This window comes from Sorangium sp. So ce321, assembly GCF_051530195.1.
Classification (GTDB): domain Bacteria; phylum Myxococcota_A; class Polyangia; order Polyangiales; family Polyangiaceae; genus Sorangium.
The window spans coordinates 3771087-3792736 of sequence record NZ_CP150329.1; the positions used below are offsets into that span (position 1 = coordinate 3771087).

The window sequence follows — 21650 nt, forward strand, 5'->3', positions numbered from 1 at the left end:
GCGCGCGCGGTACCTGATGGTTGTATCGACGGACACGAGGGCTCCTTTCACGGCGGACTCACGGCGGAGGCACGCCGTCGAGGCCGGCACAATGTGGCGGCTCCTGGCCGTAAGGTCCACGGCTTTGGGCCGTTGTCGAGGTGTGAATGCGGCAGCCCTCCCGCACCCGGTCCTCGCCGCCCCCTGGCGTGCTCGCGGCGGCGCGCAGCGCGGCGGCGCGCAGCGCGGCGGCGCGCAGCGCGGCGGCGCGCCCGCGCTCGTGGACCGGTGCCGCCGGGCGCGCGGCCCCGCCCGGGTCGAGAGGCGGACACCGGTGCGATCCTCTCCACGTCCGGGTATCGTCGCGGCCGTGACGGCGGTGGCAGCAGCGAGGCCGGATCTGGAGGCGGAGCGCCTGCAGTGCGATCGCGCCGCGCAGGGCGATCGCGCCGCGCTCGGCCAGCTGCTCCGCCGGTACGGGCCCGCGCTGTACCGCTCGGTGCTGCTGCCCCGCCTCGGCTCCGACGCGGCCGCGCAGGACGCTCTGGCCGAGACGTACGCGCGCGTTGTCGAGCGGTTCTCCCAGTTCCAGTGGCAGAGCTGCGGCATCTACCCCTGGCTCCGCGTGATCGCGCTGCGCATCGCGCTCGACATGCTCCGCGCGCGCCGCCGCGAGGCGCTCTTCGAGCCCGAGGACCTGCAGCGCGAGATCGATGCCGCCGAGACCGACCTCACCGCGCGCGGCGAGGTCGAGCTCTGCGAGAAGCGCGACCTCGCCGATGCGCGGGCGCGCGTCGAGGACGCGCTCGGGCGCCTCAACCCGCGCTACGCGGAGGCGATCCGGCTCCGGGTCCTCGAGGAGCGGCCCCGCGACGAGGTGGCCGTCGCGCTCGGGGTGAGCGTGGCGACGTTCGATGTCGTCCTGCACCGCGCCATGACCGCGCTGAAGAAGGCGCTCGCCGCAGGGGTTGCCGCGCCGCGCACGGAGCTCAAGGAAAGGTCGCGATGAAGCCGCGGCTGCCCCCGGAATCGCGCCCCTCGCCGGCCGGAGACGAGGCCCCGGATCGCCGCGCCGGCGCGGATCGCGGCCGGCGGCTCGCGCTCGTCGCGCCGGAGGCGGATCCGCTCGCGCCCGCGTCCGACGACGAGCTGCGCGCGGCGCGCGAGCTCGCCGAGGCGCTCGATCAGGGCGAGGTCCCGCTCGCCGCCGCGCTCAGGGCGGCGGCCCGACCTGCCGGGCTCGACCGGGCAGATCACGAGGCGCTGCTCGCGCGCGCGCTCGGCGACGAGGACGCGCCGCCGACCAGGGCCGAGCAGCGCGCCGCCGAGCGCCTGCGGGACGCGCTCCAGCCAGGTGGCCTCGGCCAGCGCGAGCCGGGGCGCGGCGGCGGTCCGGGAGGCGAGGGGGCGCGTGGCGGGCATGACGCGCACGACGCGCGCGACGAGCTCGCGGAGCTCGCCGCCGCGCTCCGGGCTGCGTGGCGCCCGGCGCCGCTCCCGGAGCTCCGGAGCCGCACGCTCATCGAGGCGGCCCTCCGCGCCGCGCCCGCGCCGCGCGCCCGCCGCATCGCGCCGGTCACGATGGCGGCGCTGTCGACCCTCGCGGCGGCCGCGGCGGCCGCGGCGCTGATCTTCGGCGAGCTCAGGGAAGAGCGCGCCTTCGTCGCGCGCGCGCCCGCGGCGCCGGGCGCGGCGGCCGTGGCGGCCGCGCCGCTGCCCCCGCTGATCGAGGCGCGCTCGACCGCGGCGCTCTTCGATCCGGCCGCGCCGTTCCCCAGGGAGGGCGGCCAGACGGAGCGGATCGATCGCATCGCCGCCGCGCGGGCGTCCGATCTGCGCCAGAACCGCTACGCGGCGTGGGGGGTGCGCTGATGCAGCGAGCGCGCATCGCCGCCGCCTGCCTGGGGCTCCTCGCGGCGGCGCACCTCGGGTGTGCGCGCGGCGACGACGAGCCGGCGCGCGCCGCCGGCGCCCCGGGGGACGCGGCGTGCGCGTGCGCCCCGGCGCAGGTCGTCGATCCGACGCTGCTCGCCTTTCTCTCCAGGTCGCGCGCGGGGCACCACGCCGCCGACGTGGCGCTCGGCGCGGATGATCGCGCCGCCGCGATCCGCGCCCTCGAGGGGATCATCGCCGCGCCGCGGCCGCCCGGCGCGCCGCCCGAGGTCGCCGAGGTGACGGCGGACACCTATGCCCGGCTGGCGGAGCTCCGGAGCGAGGCCGGCGAGTTCGACGCCGCGGCGCGCGACGTCGAGGCGGGGCTCAAGCTGGCGCCCGCGCCGTCTCACTACCAGGGCCACCTTTACGAGGTGGCGGGCGTGGTCGAGGAGCGCCGCGCGAAGGCGCTGGAAGGGCAGGGCGATCGCGACGCGGCGGCCCAGGCCCGGAAGCGCGCGCTCGGCCTCCTGGAGCAGGCGATCTCGGTCCAGGACCAGGTTATCACCGAGGCCCTCAAGGGCGCCCCGGAAAAGCCGCGCTGAGGCGCGCGCCCGCGGAAGCGCGGGCCCGCCGTGGCCTCGAGTCTCTGTTGCGTCTCTGCTTGCGTCTCCAATTGCGACGGGCGCGCGTTCCTCGTTAGACTCGTCGCGAGGGGCCGCTGCCCGACCCGATGATGTTGCGCGTTCCAAGGCCGAAACCCGGGTACGATCTCAAATCGCTCCCGCTGAAACCGGCGGAGGCGTTCCTCCTTTCCCGGGTCGATGGCGTCCTGACCGATCGGGATCTGTCCTTGATCACAGGCATGTCGCACGGCGACACCGTGGAGGCGCTGCGGCGCCTGCGCGACTTCGGCGCGATTGTTCTGGACGGCGAGGGCCCTGGCCAGGGGTCGCCGCGCGGCGCTTCCGAGGCGGGGCGGCGCGGGGCCGCGGCCGATCCGGAGAAGTCGATGGGGTCCGGGGGCGAGCCGATCCCGCTCGGTCGGGACGCGCTCCAGCAGGTCGAATCCCTGCCGCTCTACGATCCTGCCGAGCTCGACGAGCCGGTCGAGCTCACCTCCGAGCGGAAGCGGCGGATCCTCGACCTCTACTACCGGCTCGAGGACCTCAGTTATTACGCGCTGCTCGGCGTCTCGGATCAGGCGGACAAGAAGCAGATCAAGAGCGCCTATTACCTGCTCGCGCCCGAGTTCCACCCGGACACCTACTTCCGCAAGCAGCTCGGCTCGTACAAGCAGAAGATCGAGGCGATCTTCACGCGCATCACGCTGGCGCACGACACGCTGACGTCGAGGCAACGGCGCGCCGAGTACGACGCGTACCTCGAGCAGACCCACAAGAACCGGGCGATGGCGGCGCTGATCGAGCAGGCGCCGCGCGACATCGCCACGATCACCACCGCCGTCGACGCCACGGTGCGCGCCGCCTTCGCCGATCCGCGCGACGTGGCCGCGTCCCCCGGGCGCTACTCGTCCGATCGACCGCCCGAAGTCCAGGTGGCGGCTGCGTCCTCCGCCCGCGCAGCCGCGCCGGCGCCGCCGTCCCACGAGCGGAGCGCGGTGGATGGCGGCGGCGCAGCGGCGCGGCACGCGGCGGCGACCGCGCCGGTCGCGCCTGCGGCGGTGACGACGCCGGTCGCGCCCGCGGCGGCGCGGTCCGCAGCGGGGACCGCGCCGGTCGCGCCTGCACCGAGCGCGTCGAGCGCGTCGAGCGCGCCGATCGCCAAGGACCGGCGGGAGACGTTCGCGCGCAAGCTCACCGCGGGCCTGCGGCGCGCCCCGGCGGGCGCGCCCTCCGCGCCGGCGCCGGTCGCGGCGTCCCCCGCGGCGTCCGTGGCGGCGGGCGTGGCGGCCGCGGTGACGATGCCGAAGGGCCCGGGCGCGGTCCGCTCGCCGGAGTCGATGCGCGCCGTCGAGGTGCTCAAGGCGCGGTACGACAACGCGCGCAGCGAGGCGCTCCGGAACCAGATCGCCCGGCACTCCGAGGCGGCCCGGGTCGCGCTGGAGCGGAACGACTACGCGGGCGCGGCCAACGCCTACCGGATCGCCGCGTCGCTCGCGCCGGACGACCCCGAGCTCCAGAAGGTGTCGGCCGACGTGCAGCGCCTCGCCGCGGCGACGCTCGCGGAAGGCTACCTCAAGCAGGCCAACTACGAGGCGCAGACCGGGCGCTGGTTCGACGCGGCGCTGAGCTACGCGAAGGTGTGCAACGGTCGTCCCGACGACGCCGGCGCGCACGAGCGGGCCGCCTATGCGACGCTGCAGTCAGGAGAGAACACGCGGCGCGCGGTGGAGTTCGCGCGGCGGGCGGTCGAGCTCGTGCCCGCCTCCGTGGAGTACCGGCTCACGCTCGCGCTGGCGTACTCGGCCGCTGGGCTCGCGAAGAGCGCGAGCGGTGAGCTCGATCGCGCCACCGAGCTGGCAGGCAACGACGCCAGGCTGCGCGGCCTCGTCGCGCAGGCGCGCGAGCAGGTCAAGCGACACGGGAAGCAAGTCTAGTGCCGCTCGTCATGCATCCTGCCGGGGCAGTGGCAGCGCTCTAGGCGAGCCGCGCGGATTCACGCGGGACGAAGCTCTGCCACCGCGAGCCCATCGCGCTGGCGCCTCCGCGCCCGTGCCTCGCGGTCGCTTGGTCCCACCGGGGCGCTGCCGCGCCGGACAGGGCAGGCCGCACGCGTCGACTTCCGCAAGGGCCGCGCACGATTGGCCCGCTCGGCTCCGCGAAACGTTCTAGCATCGTGACCTCGGCGGCCGTTCGGGCCGAAGATCACAAGAGGAGCAGCGGCATCGATGGAGCGTGTCATCGGCATTGACCTTGGCACCACGAACTCGTGCGTTGCCATCGTCGAGGAGGGCGTCCCGACCGTCATCCCGAATCGCGGTGGGTACAAGACGACGCCGTCCATGGTCGCGATCACCGAGGCCGGCAAGCGGCTCTGCGGGCACATCGCGAAGCGGCAGGCGATCACCAACGCCGAGAATACGGTCTACGCCGCGAAGCGGCTGATCGGCCGCAAGTGGTCGTCCCCGCAGGTGAAGAACGCGATCCTGACCGCCTCGTACAAGATCGTCGAGGGGCCGCACGGGGACGTCCGCATCCAGCTGCGCGACAAGACGTACTCGGTCCCCGAGATCAGCGCGATGGTCCTCCAGGAGATGAAGCTGTTCGCCGAGGACTACCTCAACGAGCCGATCTCGAAGGCGGTGATCACCGTCCCTGCCTATTTCAACGACAACCAGCGGCAGGCGACGAAGGACGCGGGGCAGATCGCGGGGCTCGACGTCATCCGCATCGTCAACGAGCCGACGGCGGCGGCGCTCGCCTACGGGTTCGGCAAGAACGTCGAGAAGACGATCGCCGTGTTCGACCTCGGCGGCGGCACGTTCGACATCTCGGTGCTCGAGATCGGCGCGGGCGGCGTCTTCAAGGTCATCGCCACCGCGGGCGACACGTTCCTCGGCGGCGAGGATTTCGACGCGCGCGTCATCGACTGGCTGGTGCAGGGCTTCAAGGAGCAGCACGACGTGGACCTGCGGCAGGACAGGATGGCGCTCCAGCGGCTCAAGGACGCGGCCGAGAAGGCGAAGTGCGAGCTCTCCAGCGTGCTGGAGACCGAGATCAACCTGCCCTTCATCATCTCGAGCGCGCGGAACGAGGCGCTCCACCTCCAGCGCACGCTCTCTCGGGCCGAGCTCGAGGGGCTGTGCGAGGACCTCGTCGAGCGGTGCATCGAGATCTGCAGCCAGACGCTCGAGGACGCGCGGCTCGAGCGCGACGAGATCGAGGACGTCGTGCTCGTCGGCGGCATGACGCGCATGCCCCGGGTGCAGGAGGCCGTGCGCGACTTCTTCGAGCGCGAACCGTGCAAGGGGGTGCACCCCGACGAGGTGGTCGCGCTCGGCGCGGCGGTCCAGGGGGCCGCGCTCGTCGACGAGACGAAGCAGATGATCCTGCTCGACGTCACGCCGCACGCGCTCGGCATCATGACCTTCGGGTCGAACTTCGAGGAGCTCATCCCGCAGAACACGACCGTGCCCACGAGCCGGTCGAAGATCTTCACGACGAGCCGCGACAACCAGACTGCGGTGAAGATCCTGGTCATGCAGGGCGAGCACCAGAAGGCGACGGACAACGAGCTGCTCGGCGAGTTCATCCTCACGGGCCTGCGCCGCGCCCCGAAGGGCCAGGTCGAGATCGAGGTGACGTTCGAGATCAACAGCGACGGCATCGTCTCCGTGAGCGCGAAGGATCTCGAGACGGGCCAGCAGCAGTCGATCCAGGTCACCGCCTCGAGCGGCCTCACGAAGGAAGAGGTCGGCGAGATGATGGAGGCCGCGAAGGAGTACCTCGTCGATCGCCGCACGAGCGACCAGTTCGAGGGCGTCCGGCAGGAGGCCGAGAAGCTCATCGCCGAGATCGAGCGCATGTTCCCGCAGGTCGAGCAGATCGTGGCCTCGAGCGACTTCGGCCGCGACGCCATCGGCAAGGCGCGCGGGATCGTGGACCGCTCGCGCCAGGCGATCGGCCGCCGCGACGCGGCCGCGGTGAAGGAGCAGATGGAGGCGCTCTCGCGCACCCACCGGATGTTCAAGGGTGTCGTAGCCCGGCCGCAGGGGTGAAGCGTGGCCGCGATGAGGGAAGACAATGCGGTCGGTGCCGCCTGACTCCAAGACCCTCGACGCCTCCTGGGGGCACGACGAGGTGGACGAGCTCGAGGACACCCAGCCGGTCGCCTCGAAGGAGCTCCTCGCGCGCGTCGGGCTCGCGCGCGAGGAGCAGAGCTCATCCCGCATGGCGACCCCGCCTTCCGGGATGCCCCTGCCGCCGGACGACGAGGGCAAGATCACCCTTCCGCCGCCGATCCCGGTCAGCGAGTACGTGGCAAAGATGATGACCCGTCGCTCTCATTCGAGCTCCGAGATCACCGCCCAGCGGGCGCGTCCATCCGAGGGCCCTCCGGAGGGGTACCCGCCCCCGCCGGCGCGGCGGACCATCCCCTGGGAGCCGCCGCCCGGCAGCAGCTTCTCCGGCAAGCACGGCTCGCCCCTCCGCGAGGCCTCCTCGCAGCTCGGCCTGGAGTGCGACGAGCCGGGGGTCCCGTCGCGGCCGGGCGGGCGGATGGGGTTCGGGTCGCTCGTCGACGTCGAGCGCGAGCTCGGGTCGGACCTCGACGACGAGCTCCTGCGCGAGCCAGGCGAACCTTACCCGCACGGCTTCGGCGAGATCGACGTCTTCGGAGGCGCTCCGGTCGACACGCGCGACTTCCGCGCGCCCCCGGTCGCGCGGGGCCGCGCGCTCGGTCCGGACGACGGCGATCCCGTCGGCATCGATTTCCGCCTCGACCTCGGGCTCGGCTTCGAGGAGCCGGGCCTTCCCCTGGACGAGCAGCCGATCACGCCGCCGCCCGGCACGCTCCGCTACGGCCTGATCGTGGAGGACGACGAGCCCGCGTTCCGCGGCGGGACGGGCGCGCTCGCCGGCTCCACGTCGTACCGGGTCTCGGGCGACACGCAGGGCGGACCGCGCGCCCCGCGCCCCTTCGAGACGCAGCGCGCGCCGGCGTCCGCCGCGAAGGTCGACAGGAGCGTTCACTCCCGCACGACCCAGCCCCAGCTGAGCGCCCCGGGGCCGCGGGAGCAGATGCAGCACCGGTTCGATCAGGGCGACTTCGGCGGTGCGCTCGTCCTCGCAGAGGGCCTGCTCGAGGAGAACCCGAAGGACTGGATGGCGCGGCAGTACGCCGACAGCTGCGTCGAGACGCTGCGGCAGATGTACCAGTCGCGCCTTGGCGATGGCTCGCGCGTGCTCCGCCTCGCGGTGTCGCCGGACCAGCTCCGCTCGCTGAACCTCGATCACCGGGCGGGCTTCCTGCTCTCGTGCATCGACGGCTACAGCTCGATCGACGAGATCCTCGACGTGTCGGGCATGCAGACGCTCGAGGCGCTGCGGATCCTGTACGAGCTCGTGCAGGAGGGGGTCGTCTGCGGCGCCTAGCTCCGCCCGCCAGCAGTCCGGCCATGGATGGCCGGACCGCTGCGCCGCTTCGCGGCGGCTTCGCGCGGGCGGCCCTGGCTTTGTTTCCTCGGGGCTCCGCCCCGAACCCCGGCGTCCGCTTCGCGGTCGCCGCTGGCATCGCCTGACCCAGCGGCGATCGCCGCGCGAGCAGCGCCGATCGCCGCGAATCGTGCCGGCCGGGCCGCCGCGCCCCCGGACGTGGCTTTCCGCGATGGCCCTGGCTCGCTAGGTTGCACAGGTGCGCACGGCTCTCCAGGCCGCCGTCGGTCTCCTGCTCGCGCTGCTCGCCGGCCGCATGGGCGCGTCGCTCCTCTCCACGATCGAGCTCGCCGCCCTGGCGCAACCGCCGCCGGCCGCCCGCGCGGCGCCTACGCCCGCGGCACCGGCGCCCTCTCCCGACGCCGAGCTGCCGGCGCGCCCCGACCCGATCGCGAGCTACACGCTGCGAGCGAGCCTCGATCCCACGCAGCACACGATGCGCGGCGAGGGGACGCTGGTCTGGCGGAACGCCTCGCGCGCGCCGCAGCGCGAGCTGTTCGTCCACCTCTACCTGAACGGCTTCAAGGACCAGCGCACCGCCTTCCTCCGCGCGTCGGTCGACGGCTTTCGCGGGAGCGAGAGCCTCCACGATCACGGCCATATCCAGGTGAAGCGCTTCGCCGTGCGCGAGATGGGAGGCGCGGACGTGTGGCCCCCGGGGAAGCCCACGACGCCCGGCGACCCCGACGACGAGACCGACATCCGCGTGGACCTGCCGCAGCCGGTCGCGCCCGGCGATGCGATCACGATCGACCTCGCGTGGGACGCGCACCTCCCCTCGCTCGCGCTCAGGACCGGCCACTACGGCAGCTTCCACATGGTGGGGCAGTGGTTCCCGAAGGTCGCTCGCCTCGAGCCCGACGGGACCTGGGCGCACTTCCCCTACCTCCGGCTCTCGGAGTTCTACGCGGACTTCGGGGCGTACGACGTGACCATCGACGTCCCGGAGGGCTTCGCTGTCGGGGCCACCGGCCGGCTCGCGGAGGAGCAGCGGCGCGACGGGCGGGCGGTCCGCCGGTTCGTGCAGGAGGACGTGCACGACTTCGCGTTCGCTGCGTGGGACCGCTTCCGCGAGCTGCGCGCCACGACCGACGACGGCGTCGCGATCCGGTGCCTGTTCCCCGCGGGAAGCGAGCGCGAGGCGGCGCTCGAGGTCGACCTGGTCCGGTTCGGCCTGTCGCACCTCGGCGCCGCGTTCGGGCGCTACCCGTACGGCACGCTCACGATCGTGCACCCGCCCGAGGGAGCCGAGGAGGCTGGCGGGATGGAGTACCCGACGCTGATCACGACCGGCGGCAGCTGGCTTTGGCCCGCGCTGGGCGTGCGCTTCGTCGAGTCGGTCACGATGCACGAGCTCGCGCACCAGTGGTTCTATGGCCTCGTCGCGACCAACGAGCACCGCTACCCGTTCCTCGACGAGGGCCTCACCACCTACGCCGAGGCCGACGCGCTGCGCGCGCGCTACGGCGACAGCTCGGGGGCGCGGCTGCTCGGGCTCGAGATCGACCTCATGGCCCAGTTCCGCGCCGACGCGATCGCGTCGGGCCACAACGGCGCCATCGCGCAGCCGGCGTCGGACTTCATCGACGGGCGGGACTACGCCGCGCTCGTGTACACGAGGCCCGCGGTGCTCCTCGCGAGCCTCGGGGGCGCGTACGGCGAGGACCTCGTGCGCCGCGCCATCGGTCGCTACGCGCGCGAGAACCGCTTCCGGCACCCCGGCCCCGAGGCGCTGCTCGACGCAGTGCGCCGCGAGGTGGGCGACGAGGCGGCCGAGGCGCTCCGCGCCGGGATCTTCGAGCGCGCGTGGGTCGACTACACGGTCGACACGTTCCAGTCGTGGCCCGCGGATGGCGAAGCGGCCGCCCCCGGCGAGGGCGGCCGCGAGGCGGCGGCCTACCGCGGCCACGCCGTCGTGCGGCGCCGCGGCTCGCTCGTGCTCCCTGTCGACGTCGCGCTGCACGGCGAGGACGGCAGCGTGCAGCGGGCGCGGTGGCAGGCGCGCGAGAGCGTCGCCAGGATCCCGTACGCCGGCGCCTCGCCGCTCGCCGCCGTCGCGATCGATCCCGACCACCGGGTCCTGCTCGACGGGGACCTCGCGAACAACGCGCGCCGCGCGAGCCGCGACCTCCTCGCGCCCGCCGTGCTCTCGCGCGCCAGCTTCGGCGTGGGGCTCGCGCTCACGCTCCTCGGGCCATGAGCGAGCCGGCGGAGGAGGGCGCGATGGCTCAAGGCCCGCCGGCGTCGGCCGCGGAAGCCGAGCCGCCGCGCACATGGCCTGCCCCGCGGCGCCCCGCCGCGCCTGCCCCGCGGCGCCCCGCCGCGTACGAGCGGCTCGGCGCCGTCGCGCTCTACTTCGGTCACCGGGCGCTCGCCTCGGTGCTCATCGCCACCCCGCTGTCCGTCCTCGCGGCCCAGGTCGTCGGCGACCACCCGCGCGGCGACGCGATCCTCTTCGACCCTGGCGCGCTGATGCTCATCGAGCTCGGGCGCCTCGCCGCGATCGCCGCCGCTGCCCTCGCGGCGCAGCTCGGCGCCGGCGCCCTGATCGCCGCCGCGCTCGGGCTGGTGCCGCTCGCGGTGCTGCTCGCCGCGCTGAGCCAGGAGGGGCCGCTCTCGGCGCAGGCCGTAGGGGGCCGCGCGGCGCGCGCCCTCGGCCCGCTGGCGCTGCTCTGGGGCGCCGCGCTCGCGGCGCAGGTCGCCGCCGCCGGGCTCGTCCTGCTCCCGGGGATGAAGCTCTGCGCAGAGCTGCTGGTCCTGCCGCGCAGCCGCGACCTCGCGGCGGTCGTCGTCGCCGGGGCCGCGCTGGTGCCGGTCGCGGCCATCGGTTTGCTCCACGACCTCGCCCGGGTCGCCCTCGTCGACGAGCAGCGCGGCTTCTACGCCGCCGCGTCGAGGGGGCTCGCCACGCTCCAGGCCGCGCCGCTCGCGGCGGCCTGGGCCTGGGCTTACCGCGGCGCCCTCGCGGCCGCCGCGCTCGCCTGCGGGGCGTGGGGCGTCCACCTCGCCGGCGCCGGCGCGGGCCCGCGCGTCGCCGCCGCGTTCGCCGCGCAGCTCGTGGCGCTCGCCGCCGCCGCCTACCTGCGCGCCTCGTGGCTGGCCGCCGCCCTGCGGCTCTCCGACCGCGCCGCGCCCCGGCAGGAGCCCGAGCCGCGCGCGACGCTGGACGCTCCCGACGCCGCGGACGCCGCGGACGCCGCGGACGCCGCGGACGCCGCGGACGCCGCGGACGCCCACTGACCGCTCCCGGCCTGAGCCGGACGCGCAGCGGGGGAGGCGGGAGGCGAGGGGGGCCCGAGAGCCCGAGAGCCCGAGACGGAGCGCCCGGGGAGGCCGAGGCCCCGGCAACCGCGGCCTCCGGAGCCCGGATCCAGGGCACGTGACGAGCGCGACGCAGAATCGCTTGACATGGCGCCGCATCCGCGTAACGTAGCCCGCCCGTGACCGACGCTCCGGCGTAAGCGCGGGGCCCGCAGCAAGCCCAGGTAGCTCAGTTGGTAGAGCAGAGGATTGAAAATCCTCGTGTGGGCGGTTCGATTCCGTCCCTGGGCACTACCCTTCTTTCTTGTACCGGCGAGCAGACGCAGCCGCTCCGCCCGCATTTGTGCGTGAGCTTCCGTCTGGTCCGATCCTGAGCTCGTTGTGCGCTCCAGGGCGACTCCGCGTTTCGTCAGGCGGCCTCAGCGGCTGGCGCGGCGGCGAGGGCGGTGAGGACGGCGAGGACGCGACAGCCTGTTCAGGAGTACTTTCGCGGGTTTGGCCACATCGGGTGACAGTGGAACTTGGTTCCGGTGCGGTAGCGATCCTGGTAAGGTGACGGGGGGACCACTCGTTGCAACCTGAACACTCCGGAGGCGCCCCAGGGAAAGGCGCCTCCTCATGGAGGCTCCCTCATGGCCGATCGTCGTGTCGACTCCTCGCGAAAGAGCTCTCCGGAAACGGCCTCCGCTTCCGACTCGGCGCCGCGGAGCCGGCCGTCCGCGCCAAATAGCCAGCCCAGCGTCGCAGTTCGAAAGAAGAAGATCCTGGTCGTCGACGATTCGCTGACTTCGCTGTTGTCGCAACAGCTGACGCTCGGCGTGGACGTCTACGACATCGTCATCGCGCGCAATGGCAAGGAGGCCATCGCCAAGGCGGTGGCGGAGCGCCCCGATCTCATCCTGATGGACGTCGTCATGCCGGCGATGGACGGCTTCCAGGCCTGTCGGTGGCTCCGCGCGTTCGACGCGACGAAGACCGTGCCGATCATCATGATGACGACGAGGAGCGATCAGACGAGCATCAAGATCGGTTTTGCCAACGGGTGCACCGACTACCTGATCAAGCCTTTTGACAGCGACACGCTGCTCATGAAGGTCCGCACCCACCTCGGCGAATAGCCCCTCTGGGCCGCCCGGGCGCGCGACCGGGGCCTCTCTGGCCACCCCTCTCGATCGCACAGGACCTCCACGGGGAGGAGCAGATCTCCCGCCCGCCAGGGCTTTGCAGACAGGACCACAGGCGCTGCGGCGACGCATCTGCGCGCGTCGAGCGGCAAGCGCGCCTCATCGGGCAGGACGCGCGCCCGGCAGGGCAGCCCACCTCGGACGCTGAGCCGTGACACGCTGGCTCGCGGAGGCTACGCGGACCGCCAGGCGCGCCGCGCGGCGCCGGCGCTGGGCCGTCAGAACTGGGTGTAGACGGCGGCGCTCACGTCCAGTCCGGCGCATTCACGCAGGTTCTCGAGCGGCCGGCTACACCCGCCGATGTCGACGCCATCGCTGTCGCAAACGAACTCGTCGTCGATGCAGGAGATGGCCTCGTCGAACTGGTCCTCGCAGCCTTCGTACTCCGCGGACCTCTCGGCGTCCTCGAGGTTGTCGATACAATCCACCTCGTCTCTGTCGCTGCAAGATCCCGTGCATTCGCACTTGTCTTCGCACAGACCCGAGAGCGAGGGCCCACAGCCCGCGAGCAGGGCGAGCGCGAGGGCGACCGTGAACGAGGGGACGAGCTTCAAGGGCGGTATCCTCCAGCTGGACGCGCGGCGCGCGAGCTACGATGACGCTGCCCCTCTTATCGCGTTCGCGGAGGAGGTACAAGCCGCACGTGGGCTGCCAGCGGCGCGCGCCAGGCAGCGCGCGTGTCCGCGATAGCACCTCAGCTCCGTCAGTTCCGCGGGGCGCCTTCGGCCTGCGCCGGCCAGAGCCGGCGGAAGCCGACGCCGACGATGACCCCATCGTCGCGCTGCACCAGGCCCCCGAAGCGGCACTTCTCGACCAGCGTGCCTTCGGCCAGATCGCCCCCGTCCTGAAACCGGATGCGCTGGCCCTCGCTCAGCGCGGCAAAGACGCGCGCGTCCGCGGCGACGGCCACGAGCGACTCCGGTGCAGGGACGCGCAGCGGCGCGATGTCCGCAGGGCGAGCGCGGCGAACCAGGCCTCGGTGGCTCACGGAGCGCGTCGACAGCGGGCGCTTGTCTTTGTCCTGGACGGACGACGCCTCTCCGGGGGCGTCAATCCACACGTCGACCGCGGCGCCGCGCCTGAAGAGGACCACCCCGGGCAGCGCGTCGCCCGCGGAGGTGGTCAGCAGGACCAGCTCGCCCACGCCCGGCTCGGTCGACGCGCGCCCGCCGAGGCGCTCGCGCACCTCGTCGACCGTGGGCTTCGCGGAGGCAGGCGCCGCGGCACGGGCAGGGTGACCCAGGTTGAGCAGGGGGAGCGAGAGCTTGCGCGTCATCGGACCCGACCATTCTACGCGAACCCACGCGCGACAGCGCGCGGTCCAGCAATCGCGCGATCGCGGCGCCCGGAGGCGAGCGCCGCCCGGCGCCGTCAGGGCAGCGAGCGGATGAACCGGTGGACCTCCTCGTTGAACCGGTCCGGCTCCTCGAGGAAGGGGCAGTGGCCGCTCCCCTCGAAGACGAGGAGCCGCGCGTCGGGCAGGTGGCGAACGAGGTGCTCGCCGGCCGCCACCGGCACCAGCTTCTCGTCCCGACCCATGATCACGAGCGACGGGACCGCGAGCGACCCGAGGACCGGACGGTAGTCCCGCAGGGTCTGATCGAAGAGGATCGCCCCGGCGATCGACTCGTGCAGGCGGGTGATCTCGTCGAACATCCACCGGCGGTCGGCCTCGGCCGGAGGGGCCTTGAACATGAGCGAGATGAACTCGTGCGCGAAGGCGTCGCGGTCCGTCTGGAGCTGCTCCATGGCCTCCGTCAGCCCCTCGAGGTCGAACGCGCCGAGCGGCCAGTCAGGCCACTTGAAGTCGGAGGGGGACTGCTCGACGAGGACGGTCGCCGCGAGGCGCGCGGTCCCGAACTGCCTCACGTACTCCCAGATCACGAGGCAGCCCATCGACCAGCCGACGAGCACCACGTCGTCGAGCGCGAGCCGCTCCAGGAACGCGCGGAGGTCGCGCGCGTACGTGGGAAGGGTGTGGCCGGACGGCACCTGGGTCGAGCGGCCGTGCGCCCGCAGGTCGGGCACGACGGCGCGGTGGTCGGCGGAGAAGTACGGGAGCTGGCGGTGGAAGAAACGCCCGCTCATGCAGACGCCGTGCAGGAACACGACCGGGCGACCCTGCCCGAGCTCCTCGTAGTAGAGCGCGAAACCCCCGAGGTCGAACCGTGCCATCGAGCACCTCCTGGAGGACCCATGCCAGGCTGGTCAGGCGCGGCGCCCCCGGCGCCCCGGCGCAGCGCCCGCAGAGGCCGTCGTGTCGGCTAGAGCCCGATCGCGCCGCGGTACATCCAACCCGTCTTCCCCCGGTGCTCGATCTTGTACCAGTCGTTCTGCCGGCCAACGAGCTTCACGCGCGTCCCGCGCACGAGGCGCATGACGACATCGCCCTCCTTGGGCGCCCCGCGGACGAGCGCGGTATCCCAGCTGACCGTGGCGAGGCCGCTCACGGCGGTCTCGCTCGTCGTCGTGCCGGCGGCCTGCTCCTGCTCCTCGCCGCCCGCCTCGGGCTTCGTGGCCTCAGCCTGCGCGCCCGGGGGGACGAAGGTGGCCGTGTAGACGAGGGAGTACCGGCGGTACTTGTGCGGGACCTCCTCGAGGGAGACGTTCGAGAACTCGCGCGCGGCGCACTGGAGAATGCCGCTGGCCGTCGCGGCGGGCAGGGTCGTCTTCTTGCCCTTGACGACCTGCACCTCCTTCTTCTCGAAGTTGAGCTCGAAGCCGATCGGGAGCTTGCCGTCGACCCCGAGCGCCGCCGGACACTGGGCGAGCTCCTTCAGCCGGGGCAGCGCGATCGGGTCGAACTGGAGCTCCCCGCAGTCCTCGACCTTCTTGTTCTTCTTGTCGGAGCAGCGCGTGATCCTGCCGGGGCCGACGACCACCTGCTGCTGGTCCTTCGCGGCGGCCTCCGGCGGCCTGGCGTCGGGCTCCGCGGTCCCGGGCGCGGCGGCCGCAGGGGAGGGCGGCGCGGCCGCCGCCGCGGTCTCGGCGGTCGCCTTGAGGTCGCCGGGGACGCTCGGGCCGATGCGGACGCCGGCGAGCTTGGGCCAGGCGATGCCGACGACGAACCCCACGAGCGCGACCACCCCGACCCGCGACCAGACCGGCTGCTCATCGCCGGGACGGGGGATGTCGACCGTCAACGGGCGCTGCCGCTTCGCCATGTCCGCCTTCGCCATGCCAGCACGTCGCCTAGCACAGGTGGGCCGCCAGAACGAAATAGTCCGTTCGAGCAGGGCCGCTCACCGCACCCCCGCGGCGCCCGCGACCCCCGCCGCCTCGAGGAGCGGCCGCACCCTGGATTGCGCGATGGCGTAGACAGCGTCGACCCCGTCGCGCCGGGCGTAGAAGACGTTCGTGCCGCGGAAGACGTCGCCCGCGCCGATCGCGATGGTGAAGGAGCCCGGCGCGGCGCGCGGCGGGGTCGCGCCGCCCTCGCCCGCCCGCGCCGCCTGTGGCCGGGCGAGATCGACGGTGATCCGGAGCCGCGGCGGGCTCAGCCCGTGGTGCTTCTCCGGCTTGCCGAGGGCGACGGCGCCCTCGGCGCGCAGGTCGGCGAGGGCGTCGCGCACGCCGGCGGCGGCCGCGGTGGCGCTGGCCTGATCGCCCGCCCCCGCGACGGTGAAGCCGCCCGGCGAGGCCTCGACGACGACCGGCTTGCCGTCCCCGGGGACGAGCGTCACCCGCGCGATCTCCTGAGGCGCGACAACGAAGACGTCGCGGCGGAGGAGCAGGCGCCCGGCCGCTGCCTCGAGCGCCGGCGGCGCCACGAACACCGGACCGCCCTTGCCGGCGCGCGCGAACGAGCCAGCGCCGGCGAGGGCGCCGAGCTCGACCCGGGCCGAGCGCGCCGCAGCGTCGCCCGCAGCGCCGCCGTCGGGCTCCGGCGCGGAGGCCAGCTCGGCCTCGATCACGAGCCGAGGCGCGCCGAGCCCGTAGCCCTGGCCGGCGTCCGCGGCGACCCAGCGCTCGGCCTTGAGGCCGCCGAGCAGATCGGCGAGCTCGTCCGCGAGCGCGTCGTCGGCCGCGAGGCCCTCGCCGCGCGGCTCGAGGAGCTCCCAGGCGCCGTCGCCCTTCCGGCGGAGCCGCTGGACCAGGCCAGGGCGCTCGATGCGCAGCGCGCTCACCCGATCCCGCGCGAAATCGAGCACCTGCATGGAGCGCAGCGACACCCCGGAGGGCAGGAGCGCTCCGGCGGCCGGCGCCGGGACCTCGGCGACCGCGCCGTCCTCGAGCCGCCGGACGTGCACCACGCCTTCCTGCTCGGCGCCGATCTCGAGCGTCTCGATGCGCTCGCGCGGCTCGCCCTCGCCCGGGGACTCCGGCGGCGTCGAGAGGACGCGGAGCGTGGCTCGAGGCGGGACGAGGCCGAGCGCCCCGGGATCGCTCGCCGAGGGGAGGAGGCGCGTCGCGCGGACGTCGAGGATCGCCTGCACGAGGGCGCGGCCCGTCTCCGTCGGGACAGGCCGGTCCTCCGGTGCGCGCAGGTGCCACTCGCTGCCGGCGCGCGCGAGCTCCAGCGAGCGCTCGCCGGCAGCGAGCTTCACCTCGGCGACCTCGTCGAGCGGCGCGCCGACGAGGGCCAGGTCGACGAAGCGCGACGCTTCCTCGGTGAGCGGCTCGAGGACGCTCGCGGGCACGCAGGCGGCGGCGCGCGTGGGCTCGCGCCGCACCGCGACGACATGGTCGGGCCTGTCCGGGCAGCGGCCGCCGAGGTCGATCACGCCGGGCTTCGCCGAGGGATCGCTCGGCAGGAGCGTCAGCGTGACCCGGGGGCCGTCGGAGGCCAGGGCCTGCCGCGCCTCCTCCTCGGAGAGGAACTCCTCGGCCTGCAGGCGGCCGAGCGCCGAGAGCACGCCGTCGATCGCCGGCGCGCTGACCCGGACGCCGCTGCCCTCGGGCGAGCCCTCGGCGAAGCGGAAGCCGGCGCCGCGGCCGCCGCCCCAGGGGGCGCGCGAGAACCGCCGCGCGCCGCCCTCGCCCTCGAGCGTGAGCCCGGCGAGCTCCGCCGCGAGGTAGGGGATGAAGCTCCGGGAGCGAAAGCGATCCGGCGCCACGTCGAGCGCCGCGGCGAGCTGCTTCGTGATGACGAAGACGCCCCGGCCGGCGACCTCGGCGTAGACGGCGCCGGGCGGCGTCGGGGCGCTGCCGCCGAGCAGCAGCCGCTCGCGGCGCGGGCCCATCGCGACCGCGATGGCCAGCCTGGGGGAGGCCAGGCCGAGGGCGGCCGGGTCGCTCGCCTCCGCGGGCACACGGCGCTCCGCCGTCGCGAACTCCAGGGTGCCGAGGAGCTGGTCGACCGCGGGCTCGTCGGCCGGGTAGCGCTGGCCGTCGATCTCGACGCTCCAGGGGCGCTGGCCCGCGTCGTTCACCTCGCCGCGGGTGAGCCGCGCCGTCTGCGGCGCGCCGGGCGAGGCCAGCGTCACGGTGACCTCGGTGATCTCGTCGGGCCGCCACGCCTCGAAGAGGTGCTTCTTGCGGCGCTCGGCCTCGTCCGTGGACACCGCGCCCCGGTCGAGCACGAGCAGCACGACCGCGGCCGCGGCGGCGAGCACGACGAGGATCAGCGTCGTCGCGTGCCGGCGGAGGGGCCGCATCACGGCGCCCCGTCGCGCTCGGACCCACCCTGCGACCCGCGGCCGGCGGGCGCGCCGGGGCCGCCGCGGCGGCGCTCGGAGCCGCGCCGCGACAGGTGCACGGCGAGGCCGAGGAACGCCGCCGCGAGGGGCATGTACACGATGACGTAGCGGAAGATCCCCGCGAGCGAGTCCTCGCTGAGCCGGAGGCCGGCGGTGACCGCGGGCTTGTCGGGGATGTCGAGCATGGGCGGGCTCGCGGCGAGCCACGACAGCGCGCTCTCGACGAACACGGCCGTCCCGCGGAGCTCGGGGCTCTGCCAGTTCGCGCCGTAGAGCACGCCGGGCGAGCTGACCACCACGACCCGCGGCCCGTGCGCGGCGCTGGACCCCGCGGGCTTCGGCAGCTCGGCGGCGTAGGCGACCGTGAGCGGCCCCGGGTGATCGCCGTCGCGCGGCTTCGGCTCGGACGGGTCCCTGGCCCAGCCGAAGAAATCGACCATGCCGAAGGCCCTGTCGCTCGTGACGAGCAGCGGCGCCGGGGCCACCGGCCCGCTCCTCGTGGGCGCGAGCGAGCTCGCCACCGTGAGCACCGGGCCGAGCCCCAGATCGGCCGCCTTGACGAGCGCCTCGGTGATCGGGTGCGGCTTCACGAGGGGCGAGAAGGTCTCGCCGAAGCCCTGCGTCGAGCGGAGCTTCGGGTCGAGCTCGAACACGAAGTCCGACCGGAGCTCCACCCCCGCCGCGGCGAGCAGGCCCGAGAGCCCGAGGTCCACGTACCGCTGGTCGCTCTCGTCCGGCACCGGGCCGACCGCGATCAGCGCGCTGCCGCCGCGCTCGACGAACGCGCGGTAGCGGGCCACGTCGCGCGGGGGCACCGGCTGGCTCGGCTCGGCGACGACGAGCACCCGGCAGCGGTCGAGATCGACCTCCGGCGCGGGCTCCTTCGGCGCGGCGCCGGCCTCCTCGTCGTCGTCGCCGTGGTCGTGGCCGCCGCGGCCGCCGCCGAGCTCCACGACCTCATAGTTGTTCTTGTTGAGCCGGTCCTTGAGCGCCGCGAGCCCGCCGGCGCCGCCGGCGTCGACCGACTTCTCGCCGTGGCCGCTCGCGAAGCAGACCAGCGGCCGCTCGCTGCGCAGGACGCTCCGGATCGCGCCGGTCAGCGCCTGCTCGAGGCGCGGGCGCGCCCGCAGGTCGTCCTCGTCCTCCACCTCGACCAGGTCGCTCGCGGTGAGGAAGTGGGGCCGGTCCCCGCGCGCGACGATGATCGCCGCGTCCGCGACGATCCGCCCGTCCTCGGTCTTGCCCGCCACGACGCCGTAGCGCTGCTGCACGGCCAGGAACTCCGCGGGGCGCCGGTCCGGGTCGGTCACCTCGACCGCGATCCGCGGCGTCTCGGCGCGGTATGCGTCGAGCAGGTGCCGCACCGAGAGCGTCAGGGGGTCGCCCTCGGAGAGCAGGACGTAGACGCGGATCGGCTCCTCGAGCGCGCGCAGCGTCGAGACCGTCGCGTCGCTCAGCGTGTACAGGCCGCCCTGCGTCCAGTCCCAGCGCCTGTAGTGGCGGGCGACGAGCAGGTTGACCAGCACCGCGAGCACCATCGCGGCGATGATCCCGACGCTCGCCGAGAGCTTCTCGCCGAGCGGGGTGCCCGGCGGAACCGGCGCAGGCGGGGTCCCGACCTGCGTGGACGGAGGGACCCGCGCAGGCGGGGTCCCGACCTGCGTGGACGGCGGAACCGGCCCGGGCTGCTCTCCGGCCATCAGCCCCACCTCCACGCGTCCACCGCGCGCACGGTCACGAACAGCGGCAGCGCGATCACCGTGCCGTCGAAGACGAGCCGGCGCAGGTCGACGATCCCGCGGGAGAAGTCGTTCATCTGCGTCCACACCGACACGTAGGCGCAGAGGTCGTGCGCCGGGCCGTCCGTGAAGATGAACTCCCCGATACCGAGGATGAACAGGCCCATCACCGCCATCGTGCTGAGCACCGCGGCCATGAGCTGGCTCGTCGTCAGCGCGCTCGTCATCGTCCCGATCGCGAGGTAGCCGGCGCCGACCGCGACAACGGCGAGGTAGCTCGACCCCACGACCCGCCAGTCTAGCTCGCCCGTCTTGCCGATGAGGACCACGTAGAGCAGCGTCGGCGCCCACATCGCGACGTACGTCACGAGCGCCGCGGCGTACTTCGCCAGCACGACGCCGGTGGGCCCGACGGGCGCCGTGAGGAGCGCCTCGATGGTGCCGCTCCTGCGCTCCTCCGCGAAGAGCCGCATCGTGAGCAGCGGGCAGACGAAGAGCAGCGGCAGGTAGATCAGGATCGTCTGGCCGAAGAAGACCTGCACCGGGCCCGTGTCGGCCGAGAGCTCCACCTCGCCCGCGAACTGGGTCGCGATCAGGAAGAAGTGCACGCCCTGCACGAGCAGGAACGTGGTGATCAGCACCCACGCGAGCGGCGTGACGAACAGCGAGAAGAGCTCGCGCTTGAAGATCGGCCAGAAGCCCCTCACCGCCGCTCCTTCACCGCGCCGCCTGCGCCGCGGCGCCCCGCGCTGCTCTTCTTCCGGGCCGCGCGCCGTGGCGCCTCGCCCTCGCCGTCCGGCCCTGGCGCGGCCGGCTCGTCGGCGGCGCCTTGCTCGCCCTCGTCGTCGCTGGCGGTCAGCTCGGAGAAGACCTGCTCCAGCGACGGGGCGCGCGGGACGAGCTCGCGCACCCCGAAGCCCGCGCCGACCAGCGCGCCCACGAGCCGCTCGGTGGCCGCGCCGGCGTCGGCGCCGGCGTCGAACTCGACCGTGAGCCGCGCCGCGTCGCCGGCCGGCTCCGCCTCGGCGGACCGGACCTCCGCCGCGCCGCGCGCCACCGCGAGCGCCGCGTCCGCCGCGCCGCGCACGACGACGCGCACGCCCGACGCGCGGCGCATCGCGCGGAGCTCGTCGATCGACCCCTCCGCGACGAGCCGCCCGCGGGCGATCACGAGCGCCCGCGTGCAGGTCGCCTCGACCTCCGAGAGGATGTGCGTCGAGAGGAGCACGGTGCGGTCGCGCCCGAGCCGGCGCACGAGCGCGCGCACCTCGCGGATCTGGTTCGGATCGAGGCCCGCCGTGGGCTCGTCGAGGATGAGCAGCGGCGGGTCGCTGACGAGCGCGTCCGCGAGCCCGACCCGCTGCCGGTAGCCCTTCGAGAGGTGGCCGATCATCACGCTCGCCACGTCCTCGATGCGCGCGTCGCGGAGGGCCCGCGCGACCGCGTCGCGGCGCGCGCGCCGGGGCACGAGCTTCAGCTCGGCGCGGAAGGCGAGGTACTCCGAGACGCGCATCTCCGGGTAGAGCGGCGAGGTCTCGGGCATGTACCCGAGCGAGGCCCGCGCGCGCATCGGCTCCTCGGCGATGTCGTACCCGGCGACCTGCACCCGGCCGGAGGTCGCGCCGAGGAACCCCGCGAGGATGCGCAGGGTCGTGCTCTTGCCTGCCCCGTTCGGCCCGAGGAACCCGACGATCTCGCCCTGGCTCACCCGGAAGGAGAGGTCGCTCACCGCCAGGTGGGGACCGTAGGACTTGGAGAGGTGCTCGACCTCGATCATCGGGACATCGGGGCGGGGGGTCGGGGGCAGTCGGCGCCGCGCGCGGCGCGGGCAGGCGCGCGGCTACGACGCTGGACGAACGC

At 74.1% G+C, this 21650-nt stretch carries 17 protein-coding genes and 1 tRNA gene; 10 read left to right on the forward strand and 8 right to left on the reverse strand.

Annotated elements, in window-relative coordinates; translation table 11 throughout:
- Positions 1–313 precede the first annotated feature (313 nt).
- The 10 genes from WME89_RS14605 (at position 314) to WME89_RS14650 (ending at position 12346) form a co-directional block, all read left to right on the forward strand.
- Positions 314–988: an RNA polymerase sigma factor gene (locus tag WME89_RS14605; RefSeq protein WP_438009779.1), complete on the forward strand. Its 675-nt coding sequence runs from the start codon at positions 314–316 to the stop codon at positions 986–988.
- Complete coding sequence (locus tag WME89_RS14610) at positions 985–1851, forward strand: hypothetical protein (protein ID WP_438009780.1); 867 nt, start codon at positions 985–987, stop codon at positions 1849–1851. Before WME89_RS14605 ends, WME89_RS14610 begins: the two co-directional genes overlap by 4 nt.
- Positions 1851–2456: a hypothetical protein gene (locus WME89_RS14615; RefSeq protein ID WP_438009781.1), complete on the forward strand. Its 606-nt coding sequence runs from the start codon at positions 1851–1853 to the stop codon at positions 2454–2456. Before WME89_RS14610 ends, WME89_RS14615 begins: the two co-directional genes overlap by 1 nt.
- A gap of 260 nt (positions 2457–2716) precedes the next feature.
- A complete protein-coding gene (locus tag WME89_RS14620; protein ID WP_438009782.1) occupies positions 2717–4411 on the forward strand; it encodes a DnaJ domain-containing protein in 1695 nt (564 codons plus the stop codon).
- 291 nt (positions 4412–4702) lie between these two features.
- Entirely contained in the window at positions 4703–6532 is a 1830-nt protein-coding gene (gene dnaK, locus WME89_RS14625; protein WP_437625796.1) for a molecular chaperone DnaK, read from the forward strand.
- 34 nt (positions 6533–6566) lie between these two features.
- Complete coding sequence (locus WME89_RS14630) at positions 6567–7907, forward strand: hypothetical protein (RefSeq protein ID WP_438009783.1); 1341 nt, start codon at positions 6567–6569, stop codon at positions 7905–7907.
- 259 nt (positions 7908–8166) lie between these two features.
- Positions 8167–10167: a M1 family metallopeptidase gene (locus tag WME89_RS14635; RefSeq protein ID WP_438009784.1), complete on the forward strand. Its 2001-nt coding sequence runs from the start codon at positions 8167–8169 to the stop codon at positions 10165–10167.
- Between the two features lie 23 nt (positions 10168–10190).
- Complete coding sequence (locus WME89_RS14640) at positions 10191–11207, forward strand: hypothetical protein (protein WP_438009785.1); 1017 nt, start codon at positions 10191–10193, stop codon at positions 11205–11207.
- Between the two features lie 239 nt (positions 11208–11446).
- A tRNA-Phe gene (locus WME89_RS14645) sits at positions 11447–11519 on the forward strand.
- 341 nt (positions 11520–11860) lie between these two features.
- Positions 11861–12346 (forward strand): response regulator, encoded by a 486-nt coding sequence (locus WME89_RS14650; protein ID WP_438009786.1) that lies wholly within the window; start codon positions 11861–11863, stop codon positions 12344–12346.
- Positions 12347–12630: 284 nt separating this feature from the next.
- On the opposite strand, the gene WME89_RS14655 is transcribed toward WME89_RS14650, so the two are convergent.
- The 8 genes from WME89_RS14655 to WME89_RS14690 form a co-directional block, all read right to left on the reverse strand.
- Entirely contained in the window at positions 12631–12966 is a 336-nt protein-coding gene (locus WME89_RS14655; protein WP_438009787.1) for a hypothetical protein, read from the reverse strand.
- 149 nt (positions 12967–13115) lie between these two features.
- Positions 13116–13688: a hypothetical protein gene (locus tag WME89_RS14660; protein ID WP_438009788.1), complete on the reverse strand. Its 573-nt coding sequence runs from the start codon at positions 13686–13688 to the stop codon at positions 13116–13118.
- 95 nt (positions 13689–13783) lie between these two features.
- Complete coding sequence (locus WME89_RS14665; protein WP_438009789.1) at positions 13784–14587, reverse strand: alpha/beta fold hydrolase; 804 nt, start codon at positions 14585–14587, stop codon at positions 13784–13786.
- An 89-nt stretch (positions 14588–14676) separates the two neighbouring features.
- Entirely contained in the window at positions 14677–15591 is a 915-nt protein-coding gene (locus WME89_RS14670; RefSeq protein WP_438009790.1) for an SH3 domain-containing protein, read from the reverse strand.
- A 63-nt stretch (positions 15592–15654) separates the two neighbouring features.
- On the reverse strand, positions 15655–18009 hold the full coding sequence (locus WME89_RS14675) for a DUF4340 domain-containing protein (protein ID WP_438011932.1): 2355 nt from the start codon (positions 18007–18009) through the stop codon (positions 15655–15657).
- Entirely contained in the window at positions 18009–19751 is a 1743-nt protein-coding gene (locus tag WME89_RS14680) for a GldG family protein (protein ID WP_438009791.1), read from the reverse strand. The genes WME89_RS14675 and WME89_RS14680 overlap by 1 nt, the downstream gene beginning before the upstream one ends.
- Positions 19751–20497 (reverse strand): ABC transporter permease, encoded by a 747-nt coding sequence (locus tag WME89_RS14685; RefSeq protein WP_438009792.1) that lies wholly within the window; start codon positions 20495–20497, stop codon positions 19751–19753. Before WME89_RS14685 ends, WME89_RS14680 begins: the two co-directional genes overlap by 1 nt.
- Positions 20494–21567 carry an ABC transporter ATP-binding protein gene (locus tag WME89_RS14690; RefSeq protein ID WP_438009793.1) on the reverse strand — a complete coding sequence of 358 codons (1074 nt, stop codon included), beginning with the start codon at positions 21565–21567 and terminating at the stop codon, positions 20494–20496. The genes WME89_RS14685 and WME89_RS14690 overlap by 4 nt, the downstream gene beginning before the upstream one ends.
- Positions 21568–21650 lie beyond the last annotated feature (83 nt).

Coding starts and splice junctions, on each gene's coding strand:
- WME89_RS14650 (WP_438009786.1), top strand. CDS start 11,861: ATGGCCGATCGTCGTGTCGACTCCTCGCGAAAGAGCTCTCCGGAAACG.
- WME89_RS14680 (WP_438009791.1), bottom strand. CDS start 19,751: ATGGCCGGAGAGCAGCCCGGGCCGGTTCCGCCGTCCACGCAGGTCGGG.
- WME89_RS14690 (WP_438009793.1), bottom strand. CDS start 21,567: ATGATCGAGGTCGAGCACCTCTCCAAGTCCTACGGTCCCCACCTGGCG.
- dnaK (WP_437625796.1), top strand. CDS start 4,703: ATGGAGCGTGTCATCGGCATTGACCTTGGCACCACGAACTCGTGCGTT.
- WME89_RS14665 (WP_438009789.1), bottom strand. CDS start 14,587: ATGGCACGGTTCGACCTCGGGGGTTTCGCGCTCTACTACGAGGAGCTC.
- WME89_RS14640 (WP_438009785.1), top strand. CDS start 10,191: ATGGCTCAAGGCCCGCCGGCGTCGGCCGCGGAAGCCGAGCCGCCGCGC.
- WME89_RS14610 (WP_438009780.1), top strand. CDS start 985: ATGAAGCCGCGGCTGCCCCCGGAATCGCGCCCCTCGCCGGCCGGAGAC.
- WME89_RS14615 (WP_438009781.1), top strand. CDS start 1,851: ATGCAGCGAGCGCGCATCGCCGCCGCCTGCCTGGGGCTCCTCGCGGCG.
- WME89_RS14620 (WP_438009782.1), top strand. CDS start 2,717: ATGTCGCACGGCGACACCGTGGAGGCGCTGCGGCGCCTGCGCGACTTC.
- WME89_RS14675 (WP_438011932.1), bottom strand. CDS start 18,009: ATGCGGCCCCTCCGCCGGCACGCGACGACGCTGATCCTCGTCGTGCTC.
- WME89_RS14660 (WP_438009788.1), bottom strand. CDS start 13,688: ATGACGCGCAAGCTCTCGCTCCCCCTGCTCAACCTGGGTCACCCTGCC.
- WME89_RS14670 (WP_438009790.1), bottom strand. CDS start 15,591: ATGGCGAAGGCGGACATGGCGAAGCGGCAGCGCCCGTTGACGGTCGAC.